We start from the raw sequence: 22,509 nt of genomic DNA, 5'->3' as shown, positions 1-22,509 counted from the left end.
ATGACCGGCCTGCAGGACCGCCTGACCCCGGAACAGGTCGAGGAGTTCGGCCGCGAGCTCGACGCGCTGCGCCGGCGGACCGTCGACTCGCTCGGCCAGGAAGACGTCGACTACATCCACAACATCATCAAGACGCAGCGCGGCCTGGAGGTGGCCGGGCGCGCGCTGCTGTTCGCCGGGTTCTTCCCGCCCGCGTGGGTCGCCGGCGTCGGCGCGCTGTCGGTGGCCAAGATCCTCGACAACATGGAGATCGGCCACAACGTCATGCACGGCCAGTACGACTGGACGCGCGACCCGGCGCTGAGCTCGCAGCGCTTCGAGTGGGACAACGTGGCGCCGGCCGAGAACTGGCGGCACTCGCACAACTACATCCACCACACGTACACGAACATCCTCGACAAGGACCGCGACATCGGGTACGGCGTCCTGCGGATGGACACCGCCCAGAAGTGGCACCCGTACTACCTGGGCAACCCGGTGTACGCGACGCTGCTGGCGCTGTTCTTCCAGTGGGGCGTGATGCTGCACGACCTGGAGTTCGACCGGATCGTCAAGGGCGAGCGCAAGTGGTCGGACACCACCGAGGTCGTCCGCAAGATGGTCAAGAAGGCGTCCCGGCAGGTCGGCAAGGACTACCTGCTGTTCCCGCTGCTGACCGGCCCGCTGGCGCCGCTGACCTTCGCCGGGAACGCGACCGCGAACCTGGTCCGCAACCTGTGGTCGTTCTCGATCATCTTCTGCGGCCACTTCCCCGCCGACGTCGAGAGCTTCACCGAGGCCGAGACGGCGTCGGAGTCACGGGGCCAGTGGTACCTGCGGCAGATCCTGGGCTCGGCGAACATCACCGGCGGCCCGCTGTTCCACATCATGAGCGGGAACCTGTCGCACCAGATCGAGCACCACCTGTTCCCGGACATCCCGGCCCGCCGCTACCCGGAGATCGCCGGCGAGGTGCGCGCGATCTGCGAGAAGTACGGGCTGCCGTACCACACGGGCCCGCTGCACAAGCAGCTCTGGTCGGTGGCGAAGAAGATCGTGAAGCTGGCTCTCCCGCAGAGTTCGCCGTCGCCGACTACCGTGGAACCCGACCGGCAGCTCCGAGCAGCGTGAGGGTGACATGGTGGGCCAGTTCGAACGCGAGAAGGACACCCTGCAGGTGATCACCGAATCAGCCGCGACGCACGTCGGCAACATAGCGTCGATCATCACGGGCGCGGTCCGCGACATCGCCCGCGAGACGGGCGACTGGCTGACGGACGTCATCGAGATGCGCGAAGCCGCGCAGAAGGCCCGGGAGGACGACCCGGACCGGCCGTAGGTCCCGTCGGTGATGGCCATCTCGCGAGGTGGCCATCACGCCGCCGGGTTGGGCCGTCCCTCCAGGTCCTTCGTCTGCCAAATCCGGAACCAGGCGAACTCGGCGATCAACGCCGCCTCCACCGCGAGCGTCCAGTAGGGCGAGGGGACGGACAGGCGGACGGCCGGCCACCCGGCCAGGGTCCCCATCATGGTCCAGAAGATCACGCCGTACCGGCCGCGACTGGTGGCCCTGTAGTTCCAGCCCACCACCGCGACGATCCCGGCGAACAGCGCACCGGCGGCGGCCAAGTGCCCGTGCGCACCGAAGTGCACGGGGAACGCGTAAGCCCAGAACGCCGCCCCGGCCACCAGAACCAGCGTGGTGACCTGCACCGCCTTGGTGACACCGTTCGTCCTGACGCGCGGCCACTTCACGATGGTCCAAACGCCGGCCCCGATGGCCGCGGCCAGAAGCAAAGGTGCTTCACCACCCCGGCCGTCCCGGCGATCGCCAGCGCCCCGCGTGCGGGTGCCGGAAACTCCTGGAGTGCGGCGAGAACGCCGAAGTCCTCCGCGAAGTCGGCGAAAGCCCCGATCACCGGCATCACCGCGAGGCTCCTTCTCCCGGACAACGCGAAAAGCCCACCGGACAAGGTCACCCCGTAAACCACCGCGAATCCCAGATCGGCCCACTGGTAGTAGCCGTGGTGCCGCCGGCCAGTCTCGCCGAGCTTCGCCAGAACCGCTGCACCTTCGTCCGGGCCGAACGCGAACCGCACGCCTGGACGCGCTTCGTCGAAGCCCAGCGGAGGTAACGGTCATGGCCACCGGGGGCGTTCCGGGGCCGGCCCCGGGGGAAAACCGGATGGGCAGCGGGCCCGGACCAGGCGAAACTGAATCCGTGACCAGCCTCGACGTCCCTCGCCCCCGCTCGCTGCGCCGCGTCTTCGGGCCTCTCGGCGCGCGGGACTTCTGGGCCGAGTACCTCTGGCTCTGGCTCTCCGGCCCGCTGACCTTCTTCTCGCTGCTCAGCTTCCTCTTCGTGCTCGCGTTCGGGCTCGGGCTGACGCCCGTGCTGCTCGGCTTCCTCGTGCTCGCCGGTGCCATCTCCTACGTGCGCGGCCTCGGTGCGCTGCACCGCGGGCTCGCCAAAGCGCTGCTCGGTGTGAGTGTGCCCGCCCCTCGGCGGCCCGAGCTCAAGCCCGGGCTGTGGGCCTGGGTCCGGGCCCGCGTCGGCGATCCCGCCGGCTGGCGGACCGCCGGCTACCTGCTGCTGCGGCTGCCCCTGAGCTTCGCCGGGATGATCACCATGGCCTCCGCCACCGTCTACGCCGTGGCCGCGACCCCCTTCGCCTTCCTCTGGTGGCCGCTCGGCGCGAAACGGCTGGACGTGTTCGACATCCAGGCCGCGAACTGGGCCGGTGCGCTCGCGTGGTCGGCGTCGGGGCTGCTGGTGCTCGTGGCGCTCCCGTGGGTGACGCACGCCTTCGTCGCGCTCGACCGGCTGATGGTCGTCGGCCTGCTCGGGACGCGGGTGCTCTCCGAGCGCGTCCGGGACCTCGAAGCGAGCCGTGCGACGGCGGTCGAGGACTCCGCCCTGCGGCTGCGGCGCATCGAGCGTGACCTGCACGACGGTGCGCAGGCCCAGCTCGTCGCGCTCGCCATGAAGCTCGGGCTGGCCAAGGACGAGCTCGAAGACGTCGACCTTCCCCAGGTCAAGCAGCTGGTCACCGCCGCACACACCAACGCGAAGCAGGCGCTGACCGAGCTGCGCGACCTCGCCCGCGGCATCCACCCCGCCGCCCTCGACGCCGGGCTCGACGTCGCCCTGGCCACCCTGGTCGCGACGTCCGGGATGGACGCGCGGGTCGCCGTCGACCTGCCGCGCCGGCCGCCGCCGTCGCTGGAGACGATCGTCTACTTCAGCGCCGCCGAGCTGCTCACGAACGCCGCGAAGCACAGCGGGACGACGACGTACGTCGAAGTCACCGAAGAGCGCGACGTCCTGTGGCTGCGGGTGCGCGACCGCGGCCCGGGCGGCGCCCGGCTCGTCCCGGGCGGTGGGCTGGCCGGGGTCGCCGAACGCCTGCGGACCGTCGACGGCGAGCTGACCGTCGCGAGCCCACTGGGCGGCCCGACCGAAGTGACCGCCCGGGTACCACTCCCCCGCTAGGCGCGACCGGCCGAAGTGACCGCGCGGGTGCCGCCGTCCCGATAGGCTCGCCCGCATGCGGATCGTCATCGCGGAGGACTCCACCATCCTGCGCCAGGGTCTCGTCGAGCTGCTGACCTTCCGCGGCCACGAAGTCGTCGCCGCGGTCAAGGACGGCGACGCGCTGCGGTCCGCCGTCGAGGAGCACACTCCCGATGTGTCCATTGTGGACATCCGGATGCCGCCGACGCACACCGACGAGGGCCTGCGGGCGGCGATCTCGCTGCGCCGGGAGTCGCCGGGGCGCGCGGTCCTGCTGTTCTCGCAGTACGTCGAGACCAAGTACGCCGCCGAGCTGCTGGCCGACCGCGCGGGCGGGGTCGGCTACCTGCTCAAGGACCGCGTCGCCGAGGTGTCGGACTTCCTCGACGCGCTGCGCCGCGTCGCGGACGGGGAGACGGTGCTCGACCCCGAGGTCGTCAGCCAGCTGTTCTCGGCGACGCGCCGGACCGACGCGCTCAGCGGGCTCACGCCGCGGGAGCGGGAGGTCCTGGGTCTGATGGCGGAAGGCCGGTCGAACTCCGCGATCGCGGCGGAGCTGTTCCTCTCGGCCGGCTCGGTCGAAAAGTACGTGACGTCGATCTTCGGCAAGCTCGGCCTGCCACCGTCCGAAGGGGACAACCGCCGGGTACTGGCGGTGTTGCGCTACCTGGATTCCTGAGCCGGCAGCCCGTCGACGACGCGGTCGTGATGACCGCCGGGATGCTCGTGGTGGCCGCCGGTTCGAGCGCTCCCTAGGCTGGGGAGCATGTACTCCACCGAGATCGAGGTCCGGACCGGCTCCGAAGCCATCGTCCACGACCTCACCCACGAGGCCGAGTCGTTCCTGCGCGACGCGGACGCGGCGGACGGGCTGCTGCACGTCTGGGTCCCGCACGCCACCGCCGGGCTGGCGATCCTCGAGACCGGTGCCGGCAGCGACGAGGACCTGCTGACCGCGCTCGACGCCCTGCTCCCCCGCGACGGCCGCTGGCGGCACCGGCACGGGAGCCCGGGTCACGGCCGTGACCACGTGCTCCCGGCACTGGTGCCGCCCTACGCGACGATCCCGGTGCTCGGCGGCGTCCTCGCGCTGGGGACCTGGCAGTCGATCTGCCTAGTGGACACCAACCTCGACAACCCGGTCCGGAAGGTGCGGTTCAGCCTCCTCGCGGGCTGACCGGCCGGGCCACAGCGCCAGCAGGAGCCCCGCGGCCAGCAGCGCGCCGAGCACCCAGACGCCGGTCGTGACGTCGGGCGCCCCCGGCACGCCCTGAAGCAGGCTTCGCAGGCCTTCGGCCGAGAAGCGGAACGGCGTCCACGACCACAGCAGCGTGCGGTAGGCCGGGTTCAGCAGCTCCGGCACCTGCCCGGCGACCGCGGGCGCGACCAGGTAGAGCGGGCCCAGGACGGCCATCGCGCGCAGCCCGAGCAGGCGCAGCAGCCCCGCCTGCAGGGCCGCGAACGCCGTCGCGGCGAGGAAGACGAACCCCAGGACGCCGGCGTCGAGCGGCAGCGCGGCGTCCCACAGCGCGAAGAACCCGGCCACGACCGCCGTCACGAGCACCCCGGCCCCGAGGACCTGCAGGAACCGCGCGCCGGCGCCGACCGTGCGGCCGGTTCGCTTGGCCAGCTGCGTCAGGGCGAGCCCGGCGACGAGCGCGCCGATCCAGGCCAGCGCGGACGCGGCCAGCGGCGCGGTCCGGCCCGCGACGGTCACCGGGTGCAGCACCTCTTGCTTCGGGGCGCCGGCCAGCGCCGACGCCGCCCCGGTCAGGGCCTGCTGCGCGACCTGGGTCCCGGCCGGGTTGACCGCCCCCGACGTCACGACAGTGGCGGACGGCCCGGGTCCGATTTCGAGCACGCCGTAGACCTTCTTGTCCTCCAGCAACTGCCGCGCGTCGGCCGCGGACGCGACGGTCCACTCGAGCGCGCCACCGCCGTGCGCCGCGATGCGCAGGGCGACCTCGGGCGGGCCCGCGACCGCGACCGGGACGCCGTCCGGCGCGGCCGTGGCCTGCGCGCCGAAGGTGAGGAACCCGAGCACCACGGCCACCAGCGCGCCGGCCACGGCGGCGACCAGGGCGAGCGCCCCGGCGGGGCGCCGGACGGGAGCGGTCATGACAACCTCCAGTTATTCGTCGCTTGTTGAATTAAAGCCAAGGTACGACCGCGTCCCCAGAAAGTCAACGCGTGTTGAATAGCACCGCCGGTAGCCTCGGTCCCGTGACGAAGAAGCGGCTGCTGCTCTGGGACATCGACCACACGCTGGTGGACTTCGCCCGGCTGGGCGCGACCTGGTACGCGGCCGCGTTCACCGCCGCGACCGGGGCGACCCTGCGCGTCGACCCGGTGTTCGGCGGCCGCACCGAACTGGCGACCACCACCGAGCTGCTCACCGCGAACGGCTTCGACCCCGCCCCGGACACGATCCAGGCGATGTTCAAGGCACTGGTGGCGGAGTCGGAACGCGCCGCGCACCGCTTCCCCGTGGAGGCCCGCGCGCTGCCGGGCGCGGCCGAAGCGCTGACCGCGTTCGCCGGGGACGAGGGCGTCGTCCAGTCGCTCGTGACCGGCAACCTGCCGGAGATCTCGCGGCACAAGCTCGTCGCGTTCGGCCTGCACCAGCACCTCGACCTGGACATCGGCGGCTACGGCACGCTCTCGGTGCACCGGCCCGACCTGGTCCCGCACGCGGTGGCGCTGGCGGCGGCCAAGCACGGCACGCCGTTCGGCGCCGACGAGATCGTCATCGTGGGCGACACCCCCAACGACGTCAAAGCCGCGCTCGCCCACGGCGCACTCCCGATCGCGGTGGCGACCGGGCTCTACAGCGCCGGCGAGCTGCGGGCGGCCGGCGCGCGGATCGTGCTGCCGGACCTGGCCGACACCGACGCCGTGCGGACCGCCGTGTTCGGCTGAAAGTCGTCCTCGGGTGGGGATGTCCCTCATTCGAAGGGAGGACCCCTTAGGGGTAAATCTCCTTCCTTCGCCTGATGTGGACGGAGACGGCGGTTCGCCAGACTTCCGGGCATGACTGAAGCAGCGTCGGCGGCCGGGCCCGCCGGAGGGGGACGCATCCGCGGCACGGTCGCGGTGCTCAGGCAGCGCCTGCCGTTCACCAGCACCGTCGTGCTCGCGATGCTCGTGCTGGCCGTCGCGACGGGGGCGCTCTGGAACGCCGCCGAAGACCGCGCGGCCTACCCGTTCATCGCCTACGGACTGCCGTCGCTGGAGACGGGCCGGTGGTGGACCATGCTCACCGGGCCGTTCTTCGCCGTCGTCCCCTGGTACTACCTCCCGATGGTCGGCAGCTTCGCGCTCTTCGCCGGCTTCGCCGAGTGGCAGCTGGGGACGCGGCGCGCGATGGCCGTGACCATCGGCGGCCAGTTCGTCTCGGTGCTCGTCGCGACGCAGTTCCTCGCGCTGTGCGGCAACTCCGGCTGGGTGTGGGCCGAGCGCATGGCGGACAGCCTCGACGTCGGGTTCTCCGGCGGCGCGCTCGCCGCGGTCGCGGTCGCCAGCGCGACGCTGCGGCCGCCGTGGGCGCTGCGGCTGCGGGCCGGGCTCTGCGTGTACGCCGGGGTCGCGATCGTCTACGTCGGCACGCTGGCCGACCTCGTGCACTTCTTCGCGCTGGTGGCGGCGATCCCGCTGGGCAACCGGCTCGTCGGCTCGCGGCGGGTGCCGTCGGCGGGGCCGAACCTGCGTGAGTGGCGGCTGCTGACCGTCGCCGGCCTGCTGCTGCTCACCATCGCCGAGATCGTGATGTTCCTGGTGCCCGGCGAGGGCCCGTTCGGTTCCACCGAAGCGGTTTCGCTGTCGGCGCCGGAGCTGGCGTTGCTCGTGCTGATCGCCGTGCCGATGGTCAACGGGCTGCGCAAGGGCGGCCGCGTCGCGTGGCGCTGGGCCGTCGCGCTGTCGGTCTTCGTCACCCTGCAGGCCCTCGGCGACGCCACGCTCTACGGGCTGGCCGACGTCTTCGGCGCGGACTACGACACCACGGGCCTGCCGCTGTTCTTCGTGGACAATCTCCTGTGGACGGTCCTGCTGGTCGTGCTGATCGCCGGGCAGCGCGCGTTCCGCGTCCCGTCCCGGCGGCGGCTCCGGCGGCACGCGCAGGGTCCGGGGGTGGCGCTGGCCCGCACGCTGCTCGGGCGCCACGGCGGCAGCACGCTGTCGTGGATGACGACCTGGCCGCGCAACACCTACTTCGTCCGCGAGGACGGCCGGTCCTACCTCGCCTACCGCGAGCACGCGGGCGTCGCCGTCGCGCTGGGCGACCCGATCGCGCCGGACGGCACGGCGGCGGCCACGGTCACCGAGTTCACCACGATGTGCGAGAACTCCGGCCTGGTGCCGTGCGTGTTCTCGGCGACGGAAGAGACGGTCGCGGCCACGCGCGAACAGGGCTGGCAGCACGTCCAGGTCGCCGAGGACAACGTGCTCGACCTGGAGGGGCTGGAGTTCCGCGGCAAGGCGTGGCAGGACGTCCGCTCGGCGCTCAACAAGGCCGCCAAGCAGGACATCGACTTCCGGCTGGTCCGCTTGGCCGACCAGCCGGAACCCATCCTCGCCCAGGTCCGGGCGCTGTCGGAGGAGTGGATGTCGGGCAAGGGCATGCCGGAGATGGGCTTCACGCTCGGCGGCCTCGACGAGGCGATGGACCCGGCGACGCGGGTCGGCCTGGCGGTCGACGCGGAGGGCACGGTCCACGGCGTGACGTCGTGGCTGCCGGTCCACACGGGCGCGGGCAAGGTGGGCGGCTGGACGCTGGACGTCATGCGCCGCAGCCCGCACGGTTTCCGCCCGGTGATGGAGTTCCTGATCGCGTCGGCGTGCGTGCAGTTCCGCGAAGAGGGCGCGCGGTTCGTCTCGCTTTCGGGTGCTCCGCTGGCCCGCAGCGGCGACGACGGCCCGGCCCGCACGGTCGACCGGGCACTGGAGTCGCTGGGCCGGGTCATGGAGCCGTACTACGGATTCCGTTCCCTGCACGCGTTCAAGGCGAAGTTCCAGCCCCGGCACGTGCCGCTGTACCTCGCTTACCGCGACGAGGCGGACCTGCCGCGGATCGGGCTGGCGCTGAGCCGGGCCTACCTGCCGGACGTCCGGCTGCGCGAGCTGGCGAAGCTGGTCAGTAGCTCTCGGGGACGCTGATCCGCTGCGGGAACTGGATCTTCCGGCGGCTGACGACGTTCTGGGTCTTCTCGATCAGGGTGCCGTCGGTCAGCCGGAGCCAGTGCCCGTTGCGGGAGTCGGTGAAGGCGAGCATCACGCCGGGCGTGGTGTGCTCCATCCGCCGCCCGTCGCGCACCGGCATGCGCCACTTCCCCGGCGGGAGCACGGCGTAGAGGTACTCGTCCGGTTCGATCCGCGGCCCGCGGTGCAGGGTGGACCCGGTCATCGGCAGGCTCCGCACGAGGTCGAACGAGACGACGACGTGGTGCACCGCCTCGGAGTTGGCGTTGGACACGATCATGTGGACCTCACCCGCGTCCGTGGTTTCGATCCACGCGGTGACCTTCGCGGCCTGCTCCTGCCACTCGCGCAGCTCCCGCTTCGCCCGGTCCGCCCGCGCGACCCGGCCGTCCCGGATGGCGATCCACAGGGCGACGGCCACGGCGGCGACGGTCCCGACGGCGCCGGCCCACTGCCCGGCCGCGCCCCACCAGTCCGGCTCACGCGGCTCGACGAGCCAGCGCCAGGCCTTCGCCAGCAGCGGCCCGAAGAGCAGCAGGACCCCGGCGACGCCGAGCACGGAGAACGCGACGGTCCGGATGCGCGCGAGCCGTTCGTCCATGGGCCCAGCCTGCCGAACCCCGGCGCTCAGCGGTAGGTGGTCGGCGGCGGAGTCGTCGTGCTCCGGTCCGCGGCCGGCACGAACCGGTAGCTCTTCACGATCCCCAGCAGGTCTTCGCGGATCGCCGGTCCGGAGCGGTCACTGTCCGCATACGCCACCACCACGCCCGACGCGCTCCCGGTGCCGAACGCCATCGCGGCGACCAGCGCGTGCTTCGCCGCGCACTCGCCCGTGGCCGCGGGGATCACTTCGGCGACCACGATCCGGGCCGGGGCCTGCGTGCCGTCCGCTTTCGTCAGCTGGGCGTCCGTGCCCGGTCCGACCTGGGACGTCCCGCCGTACGCGCCGGTCGCCAGGTCCGTCGCGACCTTGCGGGCCGCGGCCTCGGGGTCGGCGAGCGGCTCCGTGGTGACGCCGGCGCCGCCCAGCGTGTCCCGGGCGCAGAAGTCCTTGCCCAGGAACGCGCTCGTGATCAGCCGGATCGCCGGCTGGTCCCAGCCGTGCTGAGTGGTCGGCGCGGGTTCCCAGGACGGCGGGACGTCGTAGGCGTACGCCCCGTCCCGGGCCGCCACCGACTGCCAGCCGCTCGTCACTGCCGGGACGACCGTCCGCGGCGCCGGCGTCTCCACCCGCGGCGGCCGCGACGTCGGCGTCGACGACGTCTGGTGCGCCTTGCCGACGCCCAGCGCGTTCAGCACGCCCGCGATCAGCGCGATCAGCACGAGCCCCAGCCACGGCGCCCGCCGCCACTTCAGCGGCTTCGGCGCCGGGCGGATCCGCTTCGGCCGCGCACGCGGCGGCTCGGGAGAAGGCGCGTCCGCGGGTTCGTAGCCGCCGAACCCGCGGAGCGCCTCGTTGTCCTCGTACCCCGGCGTCGGGTCTTCGGAACGCCGGGAGAACCGGCCCATCAGGACCGGACGAGCTTGACCAGGTGCTCGACGACGGCGTCGACCGCGATCTCCTCGCGCTCGCCCGTGCGCCGGTCCTTGACCTCGACGACGCCGTTGGCCAGGCCGCGCCCGACCACGAGGATGGTCGGCACGCCGACCAGCTCGGCGTCGGCGAACTTGACGCCCGGGGTCGCCTTGCGGTCGTCGAGGATGATCTCGAGACCGGCGGCGTCCAGCTCGGCGGCGAGCTTCTCGGCGCCGGCGCGCACCGCGTCGTCCTTGCCCGCCATGACGATGTGCACGTCGAACGGCGAGACCTCGCGCGGCCAGATCAGGCCGAGGTCGTCGTGGTTCTGCTCGGCGAGCACGGCGACCAGCCGCGAGACGCCGACGCCGTAGGAGCCCATCGTGATCCGGATCGGCTTGGAGTCGGGGCCGAGCGCGTCGAGCTCGAACGCGTCCGCGTACTTGCGGCCGAGCTGGAAGATGTGGCCGATCTCGATGCCGCGCGCGGCGACCAGGGTGCCGTGGCCGTCCGGCGACGCGTCGCCCTCGCGGACCTCGGCGGCCTCGATGGTGCCGTCCGGGGTGAAGTCGCGGCCGGCCAGCAGGTCGACGACGTGGTGGTCGACCTTGTCGGCCCCGGTGACCCAGGCGGTGCCGGGCACGATCCGGGGGTCGGCGAGGTAGCGCACGCCGTTGTCCTGCAGCGCCTTCGGGCCGATGTAGCCCTTGACCAGGAACGGGTTCTTGGCGAAGTCGGCCTCGTCGAGCAGCGCGACCTCGGCCGGCTCCAGCGACGCTTCGAGGCGCTTCATGTCCACTTCACGGTCGCCGGGGAGCGCGACGCAGACCAGCTCCCACTCCTTCGCGCCCGGCTGACGCGCCTTGAGCATGACGTTCTTCAGCGTGTCCGCGGCGGTGAACTCGCGGCCGAGCCCGGCGGCGTTGAGGAAGTTCACCAGCGACTCGATGGTCGGGGTGTTCGGCGTGTGGTGCACCTGCGCCTCGGGGCGGCCCTCGACGGGCTGCGCGGCCGGCACGGGCGTCACGACGGCCTCGACGTTCGCCGCGTAGCCCGACTCCGTGCTGCGGACGTAGGTGTCCTCGCCCGTCTCCGCGACCGCGAGGAACTCCTCGGACGCCGAGCCGCCCATCGCGCCCGACGTCGCCTTCACGACGACGTACTCGAGGCCGAGGCGGTCGAACAGCTTCGTGTAGGCGGCGCGGTGGGCCTGGTAGGAGCGCTCCAGGCCCTCGTCGTCGAGGTCGAAGGAGTACGAGTCCTTCATGACGAACTCGCGGCCGCGCAGGATGCCGGCGCGGGGACGCGCTTCGTCGCGGTACTTCGTCTGGATCTGGTACAGCGTGACGGGGTAGTCGCGGTAGGAGTTGAACTCGCCCTTGACCGTCAGCGTGAAGAGCTCTTCGTGCGTCGGGCCGAGGAGGTAGTCGGCGCCCTTGCGGTCCTTCAGGCGGAAGAGCGCGTCGCCGTACTCGGTCCAGCGGCCGGTCGCCTCGTAGGGCTCCTTCGGCAGCAGCGCGGGGAACTGGATCTCCTGCGCGCCGATGGCGTTCATCTCGTCGCGCACGATGTTTTCGACGCGGCGAAGCACGCGCAGGCCGAGGGGCAGCCACGAGTACCCGCCCGGGGCGACCCGGCGGACGTAGCCGGCGCGTACCAGGAGCCGGTGGCTCGGTACCTCGGCGTCCGCCGGATCCTCGCGCAAGGTGCGAAGGAACAACGACGAAGTCCTGGTGATCACTGCGAGCTCCCTGCTCCGGGCGGGTGTGAAAGTCCCGCTCAGGGTAGTCACTCCCCCGGCCGTGACTCCAACGGGTTACTCGGCGGCCGGTTTTTGTCGGTGGTCGCCGCTAGCTTCGGGGCATGGCGATCCACATGGGCATGATCACGATCGACTGCGCGGATCCGCGCGGTCTGGCGCAGTTCTGGACGGCGGCACTGGGCACGACGGTGGCGCAGGATTACGGAGGCGAGTTCCTGGTGCTGGCGCCGCCGGAGGGCGGGCTGCCGCTGGGGTTGCAGCGGGTGCCGGAGCCCCGCGCGGGGAAGAACCGGGTCCACGTCGACTTCGGCGGGGACGATCGCGGGGCGGAGGTGAAGCGGCTCGTCGGGCTGGGGGCCACGGAGGTGGCGGAGCACGAGGTGCCCGGGCTCGCGTGGACGGTGCTGACGGATCCGGAGGGCAACGAGTTCTGCGTCTCGGGGTGAGCCGGCGACCTGCGGGGCCACCACACGCGCCAGCGGGTAGAAAGGCGGCATGAGCGCTCGCGTACTGCTGCCGTGGACCGACATCGAGGTACCGGAGGGGCTCGAAGCCGCCTATTACGACGGCGTCGAGCCTCCGCCGGCCGGGCTGGACGACGTCGAGTTCTACGTGCTGCCCTACGACCGCGGGGCCGAGCCGCCGAAGCTCATCGCGGAGCTGCCGTCGCTGCGGGTGGTGCAGTCGCTGTCGGCCGGCGTCGAGACGCTGGTGCCGCTGCTGCCCGAGGGGGTGCGGCTGGCGAACGGGCGGGGGCTGCACGACCTGAGCGTCGCCGAGCACGCCCTCGCGCTGATCCACGCGGCGCAGCGCGACCTGCCCCGCTGGATCGCGCAGCAGGCGCGCGGCGAATGGACCCGCGAGCACACGCGGTCGCTCGCCGACAGCCGCGTGCTCCTGGTCGGCCACGGCTCGATCGGGCGGGCGATCGAACGTCAGCTCGTCGCCGCGGAAGCGGTGGTGACCCGGGTGGCGAGCCGCGCGCGGCCGGACGAGGACGTCCACGGCGTCGCCGAGCTGCCGGACCTGCTGCCCCGGGCCGACATCGTGGTGCTGATCCTCCCGGACACCCCCGCGACGCGCGGCCTGCTCGACGCGAAGGCCCTGGCCGCGCTGCCGGACGACGCCCTGGTGGTGAACGTCGGCCGCGGCACGGCGATCGACACCGGCGCCCTCCTGGCGGAGACGCGCACCGGACGCCTGCGCGCGGGACTCGACGTCGTGGACCCGGAACCACTGCCCGCGGACCATCCACTGTGGACGGTCCCGGGCGTGGTGATCACCCCGCACATCGCCGGCGGGTCGGCGTCGTTCTACCCGCGCGCGAAGAAGCTCGCGGCGGAGCAGCTGCGGAGGTACGCGAAGGGCGAGGAACTGCTCAATCTCGTGGCGGAGTGAGCACGTACACGTGCCACTCGTCGTCGACGCGGTAGCCGCACCGCTCGTAGACGCCGAGGGCGCGGTGCGCGTTGTCGACGTCGACGTTCAGCGCCGACCGGTCGAACCCCGCCGCTTTCGCCGCGACGAGCGTGTGCCCCAGCAGCCCCGACGCGACGCCGCGGCCGCGCAGCACCGCCCGCGTTCCCACCCAGCTGGCGTAGTGCTCGCGGACGCCCGTCGCCTCGGCTTCGGACGCGTAGAAGTGGCTCAGCACGAACGCGAGGACCTTGTCGCCGTCGAGGACGAGGTACGACAGGTCGGGCCGGAAGTCCTTCGAGCCGGTGACCAGGTGGCGCCAGGCGTCGGGTTCGTAGCGCGTGCTGCCCCAGTGGTCGCCGAAGGTGTCGTTGCGGGCGTCGAGCACGGCGAGGTCGTGCTTGAAGTCGAACGGGACCACCTCGATGCCGTCGGGCAGCGGCGGCTGCGGCGGCAGGTCGGCGAGGCCGACGCGCATGTTGACCATCGTCCGCGCGTGCGTGTACCCGGCGCCGGCGAGGACGCCGGCGATCCAGCGCTCGTTCTGGTGCTGGCCGTGGTGCAGCTCGAACGGCGCGTCCGGGAAGGTGCGCTCGTTGACCTCGCGGCCCGTGCGGGAAAACCACTCGACCAGGTGAGCGCCGACGGCGGCGGCCCGGTACTCCGGGCGCACGACCGACTGGAGCCGGAGCATGTGGACGGGGTTCGCGGCGTCGCGGCGGCGGATCAGGCCGTAGCCGACGAGCGTCTCCCCCGCCCAGGCGCCGATCGTGGCGCGGGCCAGGTCGATGTTGGGCCCTTCGAGCTCTTCGCGGAGGTCTTCGTCGCTGAAGTGGTCACCCGTCTTGTCGACCTCCTCCGCGGCGGCGTACAGCCGGGCGAACGCGGGGACGTCGTCGAGGGTCAACGGGCGCCAGGTGAGGTCCATGGCGCGAGGCTAGGCCGGACGGCGGCGTCCGCGCACCCCGATTTACGCTCGGTATGTGCTGGTGCTTCTTCCTCCTTCCGAGACCAAGGCCGACGGCGGCCGCGGCGGCCCCCTCGACCTCGGCGCGCTGTCGTTCCCCGAGCTGAACCCGGCACGTGCGAAGCTCGCCGACGCGCTCGCCGAGCTGGCCCGCGACGTCCCGGGCAGCGTCGCCGCCCTGGGCCTCACCGAGCGCCAGTCCCGCGAGGTGGCGCGCAACGCGGAGCTGTTCTCGTCGCCGACCATGCCGGCGCTGCGCCGCTACACGGGCGTGCTGTACGACGCGCTCGACGTGAAGAGCTTCACGAAGGCCGGCCTGGAGAAGGCGCACCGGCGGCTGGTGGTGACGTCGTCGCTGTTCGGCGTGGTGTCGGCGACCGACCCGATTCCCGCGTACCGGCTTTCGGGCGGGAACTCGCTGCCGGCTCTGGGGACGGTCCGCGGGCACTGGAAGCCGGTCCTCGAACCGGTGTTGCAGCAGGTGGAGGGCCTGGTGGTGGACCTGCGCTCGGGCACGTACTCGGCGTTCGCGAAGCTGCGCCCGGACGCGGTGACGGTCCGCGTGGTGACGGAGAACGCCCGCGGCGAGCGCGTGACGGTCAGCCACTTCAACAAGGCGTACAAGGGCCGCCTGGCGCGCGAGCTGGCGGTCACGCGGGCCGAACCGTCCACTGTGGACCAGCTGGTGAAGGTGATCAGGAAGGCCGGCCTGGTGGTGGAACGCACCGGCGAGCACGCGCTGGAGCTGGTCACCGAAGGCTGACGGTCAGAAGCGGTCCGGGGCGAACGGCGCCAGGTCGAACCCCGGGTCCTCCCCCAGCGCGATCGACGCGATCAGCTTCCCCGCGAACGGCGCGTTCGTCAGCCCGCCGGCGCCGAAGCCCGTCGACACCGCCAGTCCCGGCCGCAGCGCGCCCAGGATCGGTAAGCCGTCCGGGGTGCCCGGGCGGAAGCCGACGCGGGTCTCCGCCAGGGTCGCGTCCGCCAGGCCCGGGGCCACCGTCAGCGCGTTGTCCAGCACCTCGCGCTGGCCGGCCGCCGTCACGCGGTAGTCGAAGCCGGCCTCCGCCTCGCGCGTCGCGCCCGCCACCACCCGGCCGCCGGCGAACGCCAGCAGGTAGTGGCTCGTGCGCGGGAGCACCACCGGCCACGCCGACGTGTCCGTGTCCGGCAGGTCGAAGTGGCTGATCTGGCCGCGGTGCGGCGTCACCGGCAGGTCGATCCCCAGCGGTGCCAGCAGTTCCCGGCTCCACGCGCCGGCCGCGACCACGACGCTGTCCGCTTCCAGCGGGCCCGCCGCGCCCGCGACCGTCCCGTCGGCCCGGAACGCGACCTCGCCTTCGACGAACTTCGCGCCCCGGCGCTCGGCGGCCGCCAGCAGCGCCAGGCGCAGCCGGTGACCGTCGACGCGGCCCGCGCCCGCCAGGTGCACCGCGCCCAGCCCGGGCGCCAGCGCCGGGAACAACTCGCGAGCCTGACCTGGATCGAGCCGCCGGATCTCGCCGATCTCGGGCGCGTCCGCGGCCCGCGCGGTCAGCCGGTCCCGAGCCTCGGCCAGCTCGGCGTCGTCGGCCGAGACGATCATCCCGCCGACGACCTCGAACGACGAATCCTCGAGCTCCGCCGTGAACTCGCGGTAGTACCGGCCGGCCGCCGCCGCGAGCGGGTACAGGGCGTCTTCCCAGCGCGACGTCCACGGGCTGACGATCCCGGCGCCGGCTTCGGTGGCCGTCCCCGGCCGGGCCGCGTCCGCCACGACCACCTCCGCGCCCCGGCCCGCCAGGTGCCAGGCCGTTGCCGCGCCGCCGATTCCACTGCCGATCACGAGCACTCGCATGTCCCCCACCCTGCCCGACCGTGCCGCGCCCGGGCCACCGAGATTGCCCGACGCCACCGGGTGACCGGTCGTATGCTGCGCGCCATGCCCAGCCGTGCCGAGCGGTATGTCGCCCATCTCGACACCGTGACCGGGAGCACCGAACCCCGGCTGCAGCCGATCGCGTCGACCCACGCCGGGCTCGACGACGTCATCGCGTTCGTCTACGCCGACGAGCCGGAGCCGAGATACCTGACCGGGGTGACGTACGGCCTTTCGCTGGCCGACCACGACGAATGGCACGGCGTGAAACCGGAGCTGTGGATCAGCGTCCGGTCGGACGACCCGGTGTGGGCGCTGGCCATCGGCTACCTCGCCGAGCAGCTGCGGGGCACCTGCCCGTTCGTCTACGGCGACACCATCGACTTCGGCGAGCCGATCGCGCCCGAGTCCTCGATGACCGCTTTCGCCGTGTCCGCGCCCGCCGGGCTCGACGCGCACCAGTACACGCTGATCGACATCGGTGGCGCGCCCATCAGCATCGCCGGCTGCTACCCGGTGTACGACACCGAGCGGAAGTACATCCGCGAGCACGGCATCGACGCGTTCTGGCAGCTGGACTGGGACCTCTACGACGTCCGGCGCCCGCCGATCGTCTGATACGCGGCGGTCGCGAGCCCGACGAACGACCGGACCAGCGGGCTCGCTTCCTTCCAGGCGACGACCACCGGGTTCGGCGCCAGGTCGGTGAGCGGCACCACCGTCAGGTCGCCGGGCGGCCGGTGGCCGAGCGGCATCAGCCCGACGGTCCCGTTCCAGAGCACGGCCTGCAGGCATTCCTGGACGGCGCGGACCACCGGTCCCTCGCGCGGCTCGCCGCCGTGCCAGTACGCCTGCCAGACCGGGTCGGTGCCGTCCGGGAACCGGAACCAGCGCCGATCGGCCAGGTCGGCCAGCTCCAGGTGGTCGCGGCGGGCCAGCGGGTCGTCGGCGCGCAGCACCGCGCCCACCGGGTCGGCGCGCAGCCGGTGCACGGTCAGGCCGGTCTCGTCGAACGGCCCGCGGGTCAGCGCGACGTCGACCAGCCCGGCGCGCAGCCCGCACGTCGGGTCGGTCAGGTCCGTGTCGCGGACGCGGACCTCGAGGCCCGGGTGCTGCCGGCGGTAGGCGTCGGCCAGCCGCGTCGCGTCCGGGTCGGCGCTGTCGGCGAGGAGGCCGACGGTGATCGTCGCGGCGCCGGCCACGCGCGCCTTCGCCCGTTCGGCTTGCTCCAGCAGGGCACGCGCCTCCTCGAGCAGTGCCGCGCCGGCGGGGGTGAGTGCGACGCCCGCGGCCGAGCGCACCAGCAGGACGGCGCCGACGTCGGCCTCCAGCTGTTTGATCGCCCGGCTCAGCGGCGGCTGGCTCATGTGCAGCCGCGCGGCGGCCCGGCCGTAGTGGAGTTCCTCGGCGACGGCCACGAAGTACCGAAGCGTGCGCAGCTCCATCTCAGTGTGGTTGCTCGGCCTCGAAGGGCCAGACGTCGTCGGGGAACACGCGCGCGAACCAGTGCGGCTGGACGTCCCGCAGCCGCAGGGCACGCCACCGGCGCGGGTCCGCGGGCTCGGGCACGGCGACCTCGACGTCCGGGCCGTGGGCGAAGAGCCGTTCCTGGCAGACCCCGCAGGGGGCCAGGACCCAGTAGCCGCGGTCTTCGTCCGCGGCGGTCACGCACACCGAGCCGGTGACGCGCCTGTCCAGCTTGAAGGCCTCGCAGATCGCGCCGGTTTCGTGGCACAGGCTGACGCCCTGGTTCGGGAATTCCGGGGCCGTGCTCGTGAGCACCGTGCCGTCGTCGAGGCGCAGCGCCGCCGCCCCGGACCACGACGTGCCCCCGAACCGGGTGCGCGCCAGCGCGATCGCCGCGTCCACGAGTTCCTGATCCACTGCCATGGGCCGAACAGTAACCCCGACCGGCGACGATGTCCGCCGGGTATCGGCACCACGCGATCGGTCTTGGACGGCGGCCGTGTCCCGGCGGTGGAATCGGGGCATGACCGACATGACCGATCCCGCCGTGCGGGTGGCCGGCGCCCGCGAGCTCGCGCCGGACCTGCTGCTGATCCCGAACGCCCGCGTCGACCTCGTGCCCAACATCGGCGTCATCGGCGGCACGGAGGCCGTCCTGGTGGTCGACACGGGCCTGGGTACCGAGAACGCGTCGGAGGTACTGGCGTTCGCGACGTCGGTGGCCGCGGGCCGCCGCCTCTTCCTGACGACGACGCACTTCCACCCCGAGCACGCGTACGGCGCGCAGGTGTTCACCGGCGAGGCGACGTATCTGGTCAACCGCGCCCAGGCGGACGACCTCGCGACGAAGGGCGCGGGCTACCTGGAGATGTTCCGCGGCCTGGACCCGGCGATCGCGGCCCGGCTGGAGGACGTCCGGGTCCCGGTCCCGGACGTCGTGTACGACGGAACCCACGACCTCGACCTGGGCGGCCGGACCGTCCGGCTGCGGCCCACGGGCCGTGGCCACACGCTCGGCGACCAGGTCATCGAGGTGCCGGACGCGGGCGTGCTGTTCACCGGCGACCTGGCCGAGACCGGGCAGTTCGCGATCCTGCCGTGGTTCCCACCGCACGACACGGACGTCACCGGCGTCGGCTGGCTGGAGGTCCTGGACCGGCTGGTGCTCGACGGGCCCCGGGTGGTGGTGCCGGGGCATGGGGAGGTCGGGGGCGTTTCGGTGCTCACGGATGTTCGTGACTATCTGCGCGAGCTGCGGGATGAGACGTGGCGCCGGCGGGATTCGGGGCTTGAGGTGAGCGAGATCGCCGTGGAGGTGCGTTCGCTGCTCGTCGGGCGCCATCCCGAGTGGGCTGGGCAGGAGTGGATCGAGCCGGGGGTCGGGTGTTTGTGCGCTGAGCATGAGTCCGCCTGGGGCTGACCGAGGAACGGTCGGGCCGGTGGCCGGGTCCTGCCGCGGCGGGGGGCTCGCCGCAGTGGCCGGGCTTCGCCGGCGCGGTCGCGAGCTCGCCACGGCTGGGCCCCAGCAAGGCGGCCGGGCTCAGCTGGGCGGCCAGGCTTCAACCGGGCGGCTGGGGCTCAGCGGGGCAGCCGGGCTCAGCCAGGCGACCGGGCCCCAGCCGGGCAGCTTGGCTCGGCCGGACAGCCTGGCGCAGCCGGGCGGCAGGACCTCAGGCGGACAGCCAGGCCTCAGCCGGGCGGCCGGGGCTCAGCCGGGCAGCCAGGGCTCAGCCGGGCCACCGGGTCCCGGCCGGGCCGCCAGGGCTCAGCGAGGCGGCCGGGTCTCAGCCAGGCGACCGGGTCCCAGCCGAGTGGCCTGGGCTCAGCCGAGCGGCCGGGACTCGGGCGGGCAGCCGGGCTCAGCCGAGCGGCCGGGTCTCGGCCCGACAGCCAGGCCTCAGCCGGGCAGCCTCGGGCCCGCCGCACCAGCCCGACCCACGCAGCCCGACCCCGCGGTCCGGCGGCACGAGCCGCGGTTCGCCGGTTGGGAGGGCCAAACAGCGGCGGCCCGCTCACATGCCCAGCACCGCCATCGCCGCGTTGTGGCCGGGGATTCCGCTGACGCCACCTCCCCTCACCGCTCCCGCGCCGCACAGCAGTACGCGTTCGTGCGCTGTTTCCACTCCCCACGTGCCCTCCTGGGCCGGGTCCGTCGCGAACGGCCAGGACAGGTCGCGGTGGAAGATGTGGCCGGCCGGTAGGCCCAGCTCGGCCTCCAGGTCCAGCGGGGTCTTCGCCTCCACGCACGGCTTGCCGTCCGGGCCCGTCAGCAGGCAGTCCTCGATCGGCTCGGCCAGCACGCTGTTCAGCGAAGCCAGCGTCGCGCGCAACGCCGCTTCGCGCGCCTCCTCATTCCGCCCTTCGAAGAGCCGCGCGGGCATGTGCAGGCCGAACAACGTCAGGGTCTGGACGCCGGCCGCGCGTTCGGCCGGGCCGAGGATCGACGGGTCCGTCAGCGAATGGCAATAGATCTCGCACGGCGGCAGCGTGGGAATCTTCCCCGCCGCCGCCTCGCGGTACGCCGTCTCCAGCTGGGTGTACGTCTCGTTGACGTGGAACGTGCCGCCGAACGCCTCCGCCGGGTCGACGTGCGGGTCGCGCAGCTTCGGCAGCCGGGACAGCACCATGTTCACCTTCAGCTGCGCGCCTTCCGGGCGCTCCGGTGGCTCCTCGCCCAGCAACCGCGCCAGCGTTTCCGGTGCGACGTTCGCCAGCACGTGCCCGCCGCGCACGACGTGCTCGGCGTCGTCACGGCGGTAGCGCACCTCGCCGTCCGGATCGACCGACCGCACCTCCGCTCCGGTCACCAGCCGCGCGCCCGCTCCGGCGGCCACCGCCGCCAGCGAGCCGGTGACCGCGCCCATTCCGCCGACCGGGACGTCCCAGTCGCCGGTTCCGTTGCCGATCACGTGGTAGAGCAGGCAGCGGTTCTGCCGCAGGTCCTCGGCGCCCGCCGCGGCGAACGTGCCGATCAGGGCATCGGTGAGGACGACGCCGCGGACCGTGTCGTCGCCGAACCACGACGTGAGCGTCTCGCCGATCGGCCGCTCGAACAGCATCGACCACGCCTCGGGGTCACCCACCCGCGAGCGGAAGTCCACTTCGGACAGCAGTGGCTCGGTGAGGGTGCCGAAGACGCGTCCGGCGACACCGCCGGTCAGCTCCGAGAACCGGCGCCACGCCGCGAAGTCCGCTGCGGAACCGGTGATCGCGCGGAACGACGACGCCGTCCGGCCGTCGTCCCCCGTGTCGACAAGGAGACCCGAGTCGCCCGCCGGCGTGTAGGACGACATCCGGCGCCGCTTCAGCCGCACGTCGAGACCGAGGTCGGCCACGACCTTCTTCGGCAGCAGGCTGACCAGGTAGGAATAGCGCGAAAGCCGGACGTCGACGCCGTCGAACGCGCGGAACGACACGGCGGCGCCGCCGGTCTCCCCGCGCCGTTCGAGCACGAGCACCGACCGCCCCGCCCGCGTCAGGTACGCGGCCGCCACCAGCCCGTTGTGCCCGCCGCCGACGACCACGACGTCGTAGGAATCCATCCACCCCTCCTCGGTGAGCCTGCCCTCCAACGTGACCACGCCCGCCGGCGGAATTCAAGGAAACGTCGCGAACGGTCCTTTCGCGCTATTCGGTTGCGCGGCCCCGGATCGGTCCGGCAAGCTGGACCGCAACCGGCAGGGAGCCGGGGGTTCGAGAGCCGGGAGGTGCCTGTCGTGATGGATGTCCGGGCCTTTTCGTGCCCTCGCCCACCCGCCCCCCGAGGCTGATCACGCGCCCGGTGGGGCATCCCTGACCAAGGAGAACCCCACCAGTGCGCCAGCACGACTTCGAAGACTTCGATCTTTCCGACGAGCGCCCGTCGCGCCGCGGGCGGCTCGAGCAGGAAACCCGCGAACGGCCGACCCGCCGCGCGCGGTACGACGACGAACCCGAGCCCACCCGCCGCGGGCGGCTCACCGAAGGCGAACGCGTCCGGCTCGCCAAGCTCCGCGACGACGCCTACACCGAAAACCAGCTGCCGGACGGCGCCGACCGCTGGTCCACCTGGGACGACGCCGAACACGGCCCGATCCCGAGGCCCGACTGGGTCGTCACCGAGCTCGCCGCCGTCGACACCGACCTCGGCGTCCTCAAGACCGGTAAGGAGGCCGACGTCCACCTGCTGCGCCGCGGCCTGCCCGGCACCCCCGGCACGCTGCTCGCCGCGAAGCGCTACCGCAGCGACGAGCACAAGCTGTTCCACCGCGACGCGGGCTACCTCGAAGGACGGCGGATGCGCCGTTCCCGCGAGATGCGCGCGATCGAGCACCGCAGCGCGTTCGGCCGCAACCTGATCGCCGAACAGTGGGCCGTCGCGGAGTTCGCCGCGCTGAGTCGCTTGTGGACGCTCGGCGCGCCCGTGCCGTACCCGGTGCAGCGCAACGGCACCGAACTGCTCCTCGAGTTCCTCGGCGAGGACGACGGGACGGCCGCACCCCGGCTGGCCCAGGTTCGCCCGGAGCCGGCCGAGCTCAAGGACCTGTGGTTCCAGGCCACCGCGGCGCTCGAGCTGCTCGCCTCGGAAGGTCTCGCACACGGCGACCTCTCGGCGTACAACCTGCTCGTGCACCGGGGCCGGCTGGTGGTGATCGACCTGCCGCAGGTGGTCGACGTCGTCGCCAACCCCGGCGGCGTCGAGTTCCTCGCGCGGGACGTGCGCAACCTCGCCGGCTGGTTCCACGGCCGCGGCCTCGGCGAGCACGTCACACGGACCGACGAGCTGCTCGCGGAGCTCGTTTCCGCCGCCGGGCTCGGGTGATCTCACGGCGGCGTCGCGGATGTGGCACGGAAC

The 22,509-nt window shown here is 72.8% G+C and carries 24 protein-coding genes; 13 read left to right on the top strand and 11 right to left on the bottom strand.

Annotated features, from left to right (window positions below):
• Both ACZ7OU_RS46195 and ACZ7OU_RS46190 read left to right on the top strand, forming a co-directional pair.
• Positions 1–1,110, top strand: coding sequence for a fatty acid desaturase family protein (locus ACZ7OU_RS46195; protein WP_470244813.1), 1,110 nt, complete (start codon positions 1–3; stop codon positions 1,108–1,110).
• A gap of 7 nt (positions 1,111–1,117) precedes the next feature.
• On the top strand, positions 1,118–1,318 hold the full coding sequence (locus ACZ7OU_RS46190) for a hypothetical protein (RefSeq protein ID WP_470244814.1): 201 nt from the start codon (positions 1,118–1,120) through the stop codon (positions 1,316–1,318).
• Positions 1,319–1,353: 35 nt separating this feature from the next.
• Here the strand turns inward: ACZ7OU_RS46190 and ACZ7OU_RS46185 are convergent, their stop codons facing one another.
• Positions 1,354–1,734: a hypothetical protein gene (locus tag ACZ7OU_RS46185; RefSeq protein WP_470260119.1), complete on the bottom strand. Its 381-nt coding sequence runs from the start codon at positions 1,732–1,734 to the stop codon at positions 1,354–1,356.
• Positions 1,731–2,078 carry a hypothetical protein gene (locus tag ACZ7OU_RS46180; RefSeq protein WP_470260118.1) on the bottom strand — a complete coding sequence of 116 codons (348 nt, stop codon included), beginning with the start codon at positions 2,076–2,078 and terminating at the stop codon, positions 1,731–1,733. The genes ACZ7OU_RS46185 and ACZ7OU_RS46180 overlap by 4 nt, the downstream gene beginning before the upstream one ends.
• Positions 2,079–2,164: 86 nt before the next feature.
• Between ACZ7OU_RS46180 and ACZ7OU_RS46175 the strand changes: the two genes are divergently transcribed.
• The 3 genes from ACZ7OU_RS46175 to ACZ7OU_RS46165 all read left to right on the top strand — a co-directional run bounded on the left by ACZ7OU_RS46175 (position 2,165) and on the right by ACZ7OU_RS46165 (position 4,670).
• A complete protein-coding gene (locus tag ACZ7OU_RS46175) occupies positions 2,165–3,472 on the top strand; it encodes a sensor histidine kinase (protein ID WP_470260174.1) in 1,308 nt (435 codons plus the stop codon).
• A 55-nt stretch (positions 3,473–3,527) separates the two neighbouring features.
• Complete coding sequence (locus ACZ7OU_RS46170) at positions 3,528–4,172, top strand: response regulator (protein WP_470260117.1); 645 nt, start codon at positions 3,528–3,530, stop codon at positions 4,170–4,172.
• Positions 4,173–4,259: 87 nt separating this feature from the next.
• Complete coding sequence (locus ACZ7OU_RS46165) at positions 4,260–4,670, top strand: secondary thiamine-phosphate synthase enzyme YjbQ (RefSeq protein WP_364380539.1); 411 nt, start codon at positions 4,260–4,262, stop codon at positions 4,668–4,670.
• Here ACZ7OU_RS46165 and ACZ7OU_RS46160 read toward each other — a convergent pair.
• On the bottom strand, positions 4,608–5,612 hold the full coding sequence (locus ACZ7OU_RS46160; RefSeq protein ID WP_470260116.1) for a YhgE/Pip domain-containing protein: 1,005 nt from the start codon (positions 5,610–5,612) through the stop codon (positions 4,608–4,610). The genes ACZ7OU_RS46165 and ACZ7OU_RS46160 overlap by 63 nt on opposite strands.
• Positions 5,613–5,716: 104 nt before the next feature.
• Between ACZ7OU_RS46160 and ACZ7OU_RS46155 the strand changes: the two genes are divergently transcribed.
• Together ACZ7OU_RS46155 and ACZ7OU_RS46150 are read left to right on the top strand one after the other, a co-directional pair.
• Entirely contained in the window at positions 5,717–6,412 is a 696-nt protein-coding gene (locus ACZ7OU_RS46155) for a haloacid dehalogenase-like hydrolase (RefSeq protein ID WP_470260115.1), read from the top strand.
• Between the two features lie 111 nt (positions 6,413–6,523).
• On the top strand, positions 6,524–8,647 hold the full coding sequence (locus tag ACZ7OU_RS46150; RefSeq protein ID WP_470260114.1) for a bifunctional lysylphosphatidylglycerol flippase/synthetase MprF: 2,124 nt from the start codon (positions 6,524–6,526) through the stop codon (positions 8,645–8,647).
• Here the strand turns inward: ACZ7OU_RS46150 and ACZ7OU_RS46145 are convergent.
• The 3 genes from ACZ7OU_RS46145 to ACZ7OU_RS46135 are packed head-to-tail and all read right to left on the bottom strand — an operon-like array spanning position 8,625 to position 11,946.
• Positions 8,625–9,290 (bottom strand): hypothetical protein, encoded by a 666-nt coding sequence (locus ACZ7OU_RS46145; RefSeq protein WP_470260113.1) that lies wholly within the window; start codon positions 9,288–9,290, stop codon positions 8,625–8,627. The two genes, ACZ7OU_RS46150 and ACZ7OU_RS46145, sit on opposite strands and share 23 nt — an antisense overlap.
• Positions 9,291–9,316: 26 nt before the next feature.
• Positions 9,317–10,198, bottom strand: a complete 882-nt coding sequence (locus ACZ7OU_RS46140; protein WP_470260112.1) for a DUF8017 domain-containing protein — start codon at positions 10,196–10,198, stop codon at positions 9,317–9,319.
• Positions 10,198–11,946, bottom strand: a complete 1,749-nt coding sequence (locus ACZ7OU_RS46135) for a proline--tRNA ligase (RefSeq protein ID WP_470260111.1) — start codon at positions 11,944–11,946, stop codon at positions 10,198–10,200. Before ACZ7OU_RS46135 ends, ACZ7OU_RS46140 begins: the two co-directional genes overlap by 1 nt.
• Positions 11,947–12,068: 122 nt before the next feature.
• On the opposite strand from ACZ7OU_RS46135, the gene ACZ7OU_RS46130 reads away from it, so the two are divergent.
• Both ACZ7OU_RS46130 and ACZ7OU_RS46125 read left to right on the top strand, forming a co-directional pair.
• Positions 12,069–12,413 carry a VOC family protein gene (locus ACZ7OU_RS46130; RefSeq protein ID WP_470260110.1) on the top strand — a complete coding sequence of 115 codons (345 nt, stop codon included), beginning with the start codon at positions 12,069–12,071 and terminating at the stop codon, positions 12,411–12,413.
• 49 nt (positions 12,414–12,462) lie between these two features.
• The gene (locus tag ACZ7OU_RS46125) at positions 12,463–13,365 is read left to right on the top strand and encodes a 2-hydroxyacid dehydrogenase (protein WP_470260109.1); all 903 of its coding nucleotides are present in this window, start codon (positions 12,463–12,465) and stop codon (positions 13,363–13,365) included.
• On the opposite strand, the gene ACZ7OU_RS46120 is transcribed toward ACZ7OU_RS46125, so the two are convergent.
• Positions 13,346–14,311, bottom strand: coding sequence for a GNAT family N-acetyltransferase (locus tag ACZ7OU_RS46120; protein WP_470260108.1), 966 nt, complete (start codon positions 14,309–14,311; stop codon positions 13,346–13,348). The two genes, ACZ7OU_RS46125 and ACZ7OU_RS46120, sit on opposite strands and share 20 nt — an antisense overlap.
• 55 nt (positions 14,312–14,366) lie before the next feature.
• Here ACZ7OU_RS46120 and yaaA point away from each other — a divergent pair, with 55 nt between their 5' ends.
• Positions 14,367–15,113, top strand: coding sequence for a peroxide stress protein YaaA (gene yaaA / locus ACZ7OU_RS46115; RefSeq protein WP_470260107.1), 747 nt, complete (start codon positions 14,367–14,369; stop codon positions 15,111–15,113).
• Positions 15,114–15,116: 3 nt separating this feature from the next.
• Here yaaA and ACZ7OU_RS46110 read toward each other — a convergent pair whose 3' ends face one another.
• Positions 15,117–16,187, bottom strand: a complete 1,071-nt coding sequence (locus tag ACZ7OU_RS46110) for an NAD(P)/FAD-dependent oxidoreductase (protein ID WP_470260106.1) — start codon at positions 16,185–16,187, stop codon at positions 15,117–15,119.
• An 84-nt stretch (positions 16,188–16,271) separates the two neighbouring features.
• Between ACZ7OU_RS46110 and ACZ7OU_RS46105 the strand changes: the two genes are divergently transcribed.
• The gene (locus tag ACZ7OU_RS46105; protein WP_470260105.1) at positions 16,272–16,826 is read left to right on the top strand and encodes a suppressor of fused domain protein; all 555 of its coding nucleotides are present in this window, start codon (positions 16,272–16,274) and stop codon (positions 16,824–16,826) included.
• Here ACZ7OU_RS46105 and ACZ7OU_RS46100 read toward each other — a convergent pair.
• A complete protein-coding gene (locus ACZ7OU_RS46100) occupies positions 16,796–17,653 on the bottom strand; it encodes a LysR family transcriptional regulator (protein WP_470260104.1) in 858 nt (285 codons plus the stop codon). The two genes, ACZ7OU_RS46105 and ACZ7OU_RS46100, sit on opposite strands and share 31 nt — an antisense overlap.
• Position 17,654: 1 nt before the next feature.
• The gene (locus ACZ7OU_RS46095) at positions 17,655–18,098 is read right to left on the bottom strand and encodes a cytidine deaminase (RefSeq protein ID WP_470260103.1); all 444 of its coding nucleotides are present in this window, start codon (positions 18,096–18,098) and stop codon (positions 17,655–17,657) included.
• A gap of 100 nt (positions 18,099–18,198) precedes the next feature.
• Between ACZ7OU_RS46095 and ACZ7OU_RS46090 the strand changes: the two genes are divergently transcribed.
• Positions 18,199–19,095: an MBL fold metallo-hydrolase gene (locus ACZ7OU_RS46090; RefSeq protein ID WP_470260102.1), complete on the top strand. Its 897-nt coding sequence runs from the start codon at positions 18,199–18,201 to the stop codon at positions 19,093–19,095.
• Positions 19,096–19,687: 592 nt separating this feature from the next.
• On the opposite strand, the gene ACZ7OU_RS46085 is transcribed toward ACZ7OU_RS46090, so the two are convergent.
• Entirely contained in the window at positions 19,688–21,217 is a 1,530-nt protein-coding gene (locus ACZ7OU_RS46085; protein ID WP_470260101.1) for a phytoene desaturase family protein, read from the bottom strand.
• A gap of 272 nt (positions 21,218–21,489) precedes the next feature.
• On the opposite strand from ACZ7OU_RS46085, the gene ACZ7OU_RS46080 reads away from it, so the two are divergent.
• Complete coding sequence (locus ACZ7OU_RS46080) at positions 21,490–22,476, top strand: serine protein kinase RIO (protein WP_470260100.1); 987 nt, start codon at positions 21,490–21,492, stop codon at positions 22,474–22,476.
• Positions 22,477–22,509 lie beyond the last annotated feature (33 nt).

The sequence above is a fragment of the Amycolatopsis sp. NPDC114505 genome, assembly GCF_055633615.1.
The sequence above is the reverse complement of the archived record's forward strand: the minus strand, read 5'-3'. Positions and strand labels throughout refer to the sequence as shown.

Excerpts from the sequence above, each read along its gene's own strand:
- ACZ7OU_RS46195 (WP_470244813.1), top strand. The coding sequence starts at position 1 with ATGACCGGCCTGCAGGACCGCCTGACCCCGGAACAGGTCGAGGAGTTC.
- ACZ7OU_RS46190 (WP_470244814.1), top strand. The coding sequence starts at position 1,118 with ATGGTGGGCCAGTTCGAACGCGAGAAGGACACCCTGCAGGTGATCACC.
- ACZ7OU_RS46175 (WP_470260174.1), top strand. The coding sequence starts at position 2,165 with ATGGGCAGCGGGCCCGGACCAGGCGAAACTGAATCCGTGACCAGCCTC.
- ACZ7OU_RS46170 (WP_470260117.1), top strand. The coding sequence starts at position 3,528 with ATGCGGATCGTCATCGCGGAGGACTCCACCATCCTGCGCCAGGGTCTC.
- ACZ7OU_RS46165 (WP_364380539.1), top strand. The coding sequence starts at position 4,260 with ATGTACTCCACCGAGATCGAGGTCCGGACCGGCTCCGAAGCCATCGTC.
- ACZ7OU_RS46160 (WP_470260116.1), bottom strand. The coding sequence starts at position 5,612 with ATGACCGCTCCCGTCCGGCGCCCCGCCGGGGCGCTCGCCCTGGTCGCC.
- ACZ7OU_RS46150 (WP_470260114.1), top strand. The coding sequence starts at position 6,524 with ATGACTGAAGCAGCGTCGGCGGCCGGGCCCGCCGGAGGGGGACGCATC.
- ACZ7OU_RS46145 (WP_470260113.1), bottom strand. The coding sequence starts at position 9,290 with ATGGACGAACGGCTCGCGCGCATCCGGACCGTCGCGTTCTCCGTGCTC.
- ACZ7OU_RS46140 (WP_470260112.1), bottom strand. The coding sequence starts at position 10,198 with ATGGGCCGGTTCTCCCGGCGTTCCGAAGACCCGACGCCGGGGTACGAG.
- ACZ7OU_RS46130 (WP_470260110.1), top strand. The coding sequence starts at position 12,069 with ATGGCGATCCACATGGGCATGATCACGATCGACTGCGCGGATCCGCGC.
- ACZ7OU_RS46125 (WP_470260109.1), top strand. The coding sequence starts at position 12,463 with ATGAGCGCTCGCGTACTGCTGCCGTGGACCGACATCGAGGTACCGGAG.
- ACZ7OU_RS46120 (WP_470260108.1), bottom strand. The coding sequence starts at position 14,311 with ATGGACCTCACCTGGCGCCCGTTGACCCTCGACGACGTCCCCGCGTTC.
- ACZ7OU_RS46110 (WP_470260106.1), bottom strand. The coding sequence starts at position 16,187 with ATGCGAGTGCTCGTGATCGGCAGTGGAATCGGCGGCGCGGCAACGGCC.
- ACZ7OU_RS46105 (WP_470260105.1), top strand. The coding sequence starts at position 16,272 with ATGCCCAGCCGTGCCGAGCGGTATGTCGCCCATCTCGACACCGTGACC.
- ACZ7OU_RS46100 (WP_470260104.1), bottom strand. The coding sequence starts at position 17,653 with ATGGAGCTGCGCACGCTTCGGTACTTCGTGGCCGTCGCCGAGGAACTC.
- ACZ7OU_RS46095 (WP_470260103.1), bottom strand. The coding sequence starts at position 18,098 with ATGGCAGTGGATCAGGAACTCGTGGACGCGGCGATCGCGCTGGCGCGC.
- ACZ7OU_RS46090 (WP_470260102.1), top strand. The coding sequence starts at position 18,199 with ATGACCGACATGACCGATCCCGCCGTGCGGGTGGCCGGCGCCCGCGAG.
- ACZ7OU_RS46085 (WP_470260101.1), bottom strand. The coding sequence starts at position 21,217 with ATGGATTCCTACGACGTCGTGGTCGTCGGCGGCGGGCACAACGGGCTG.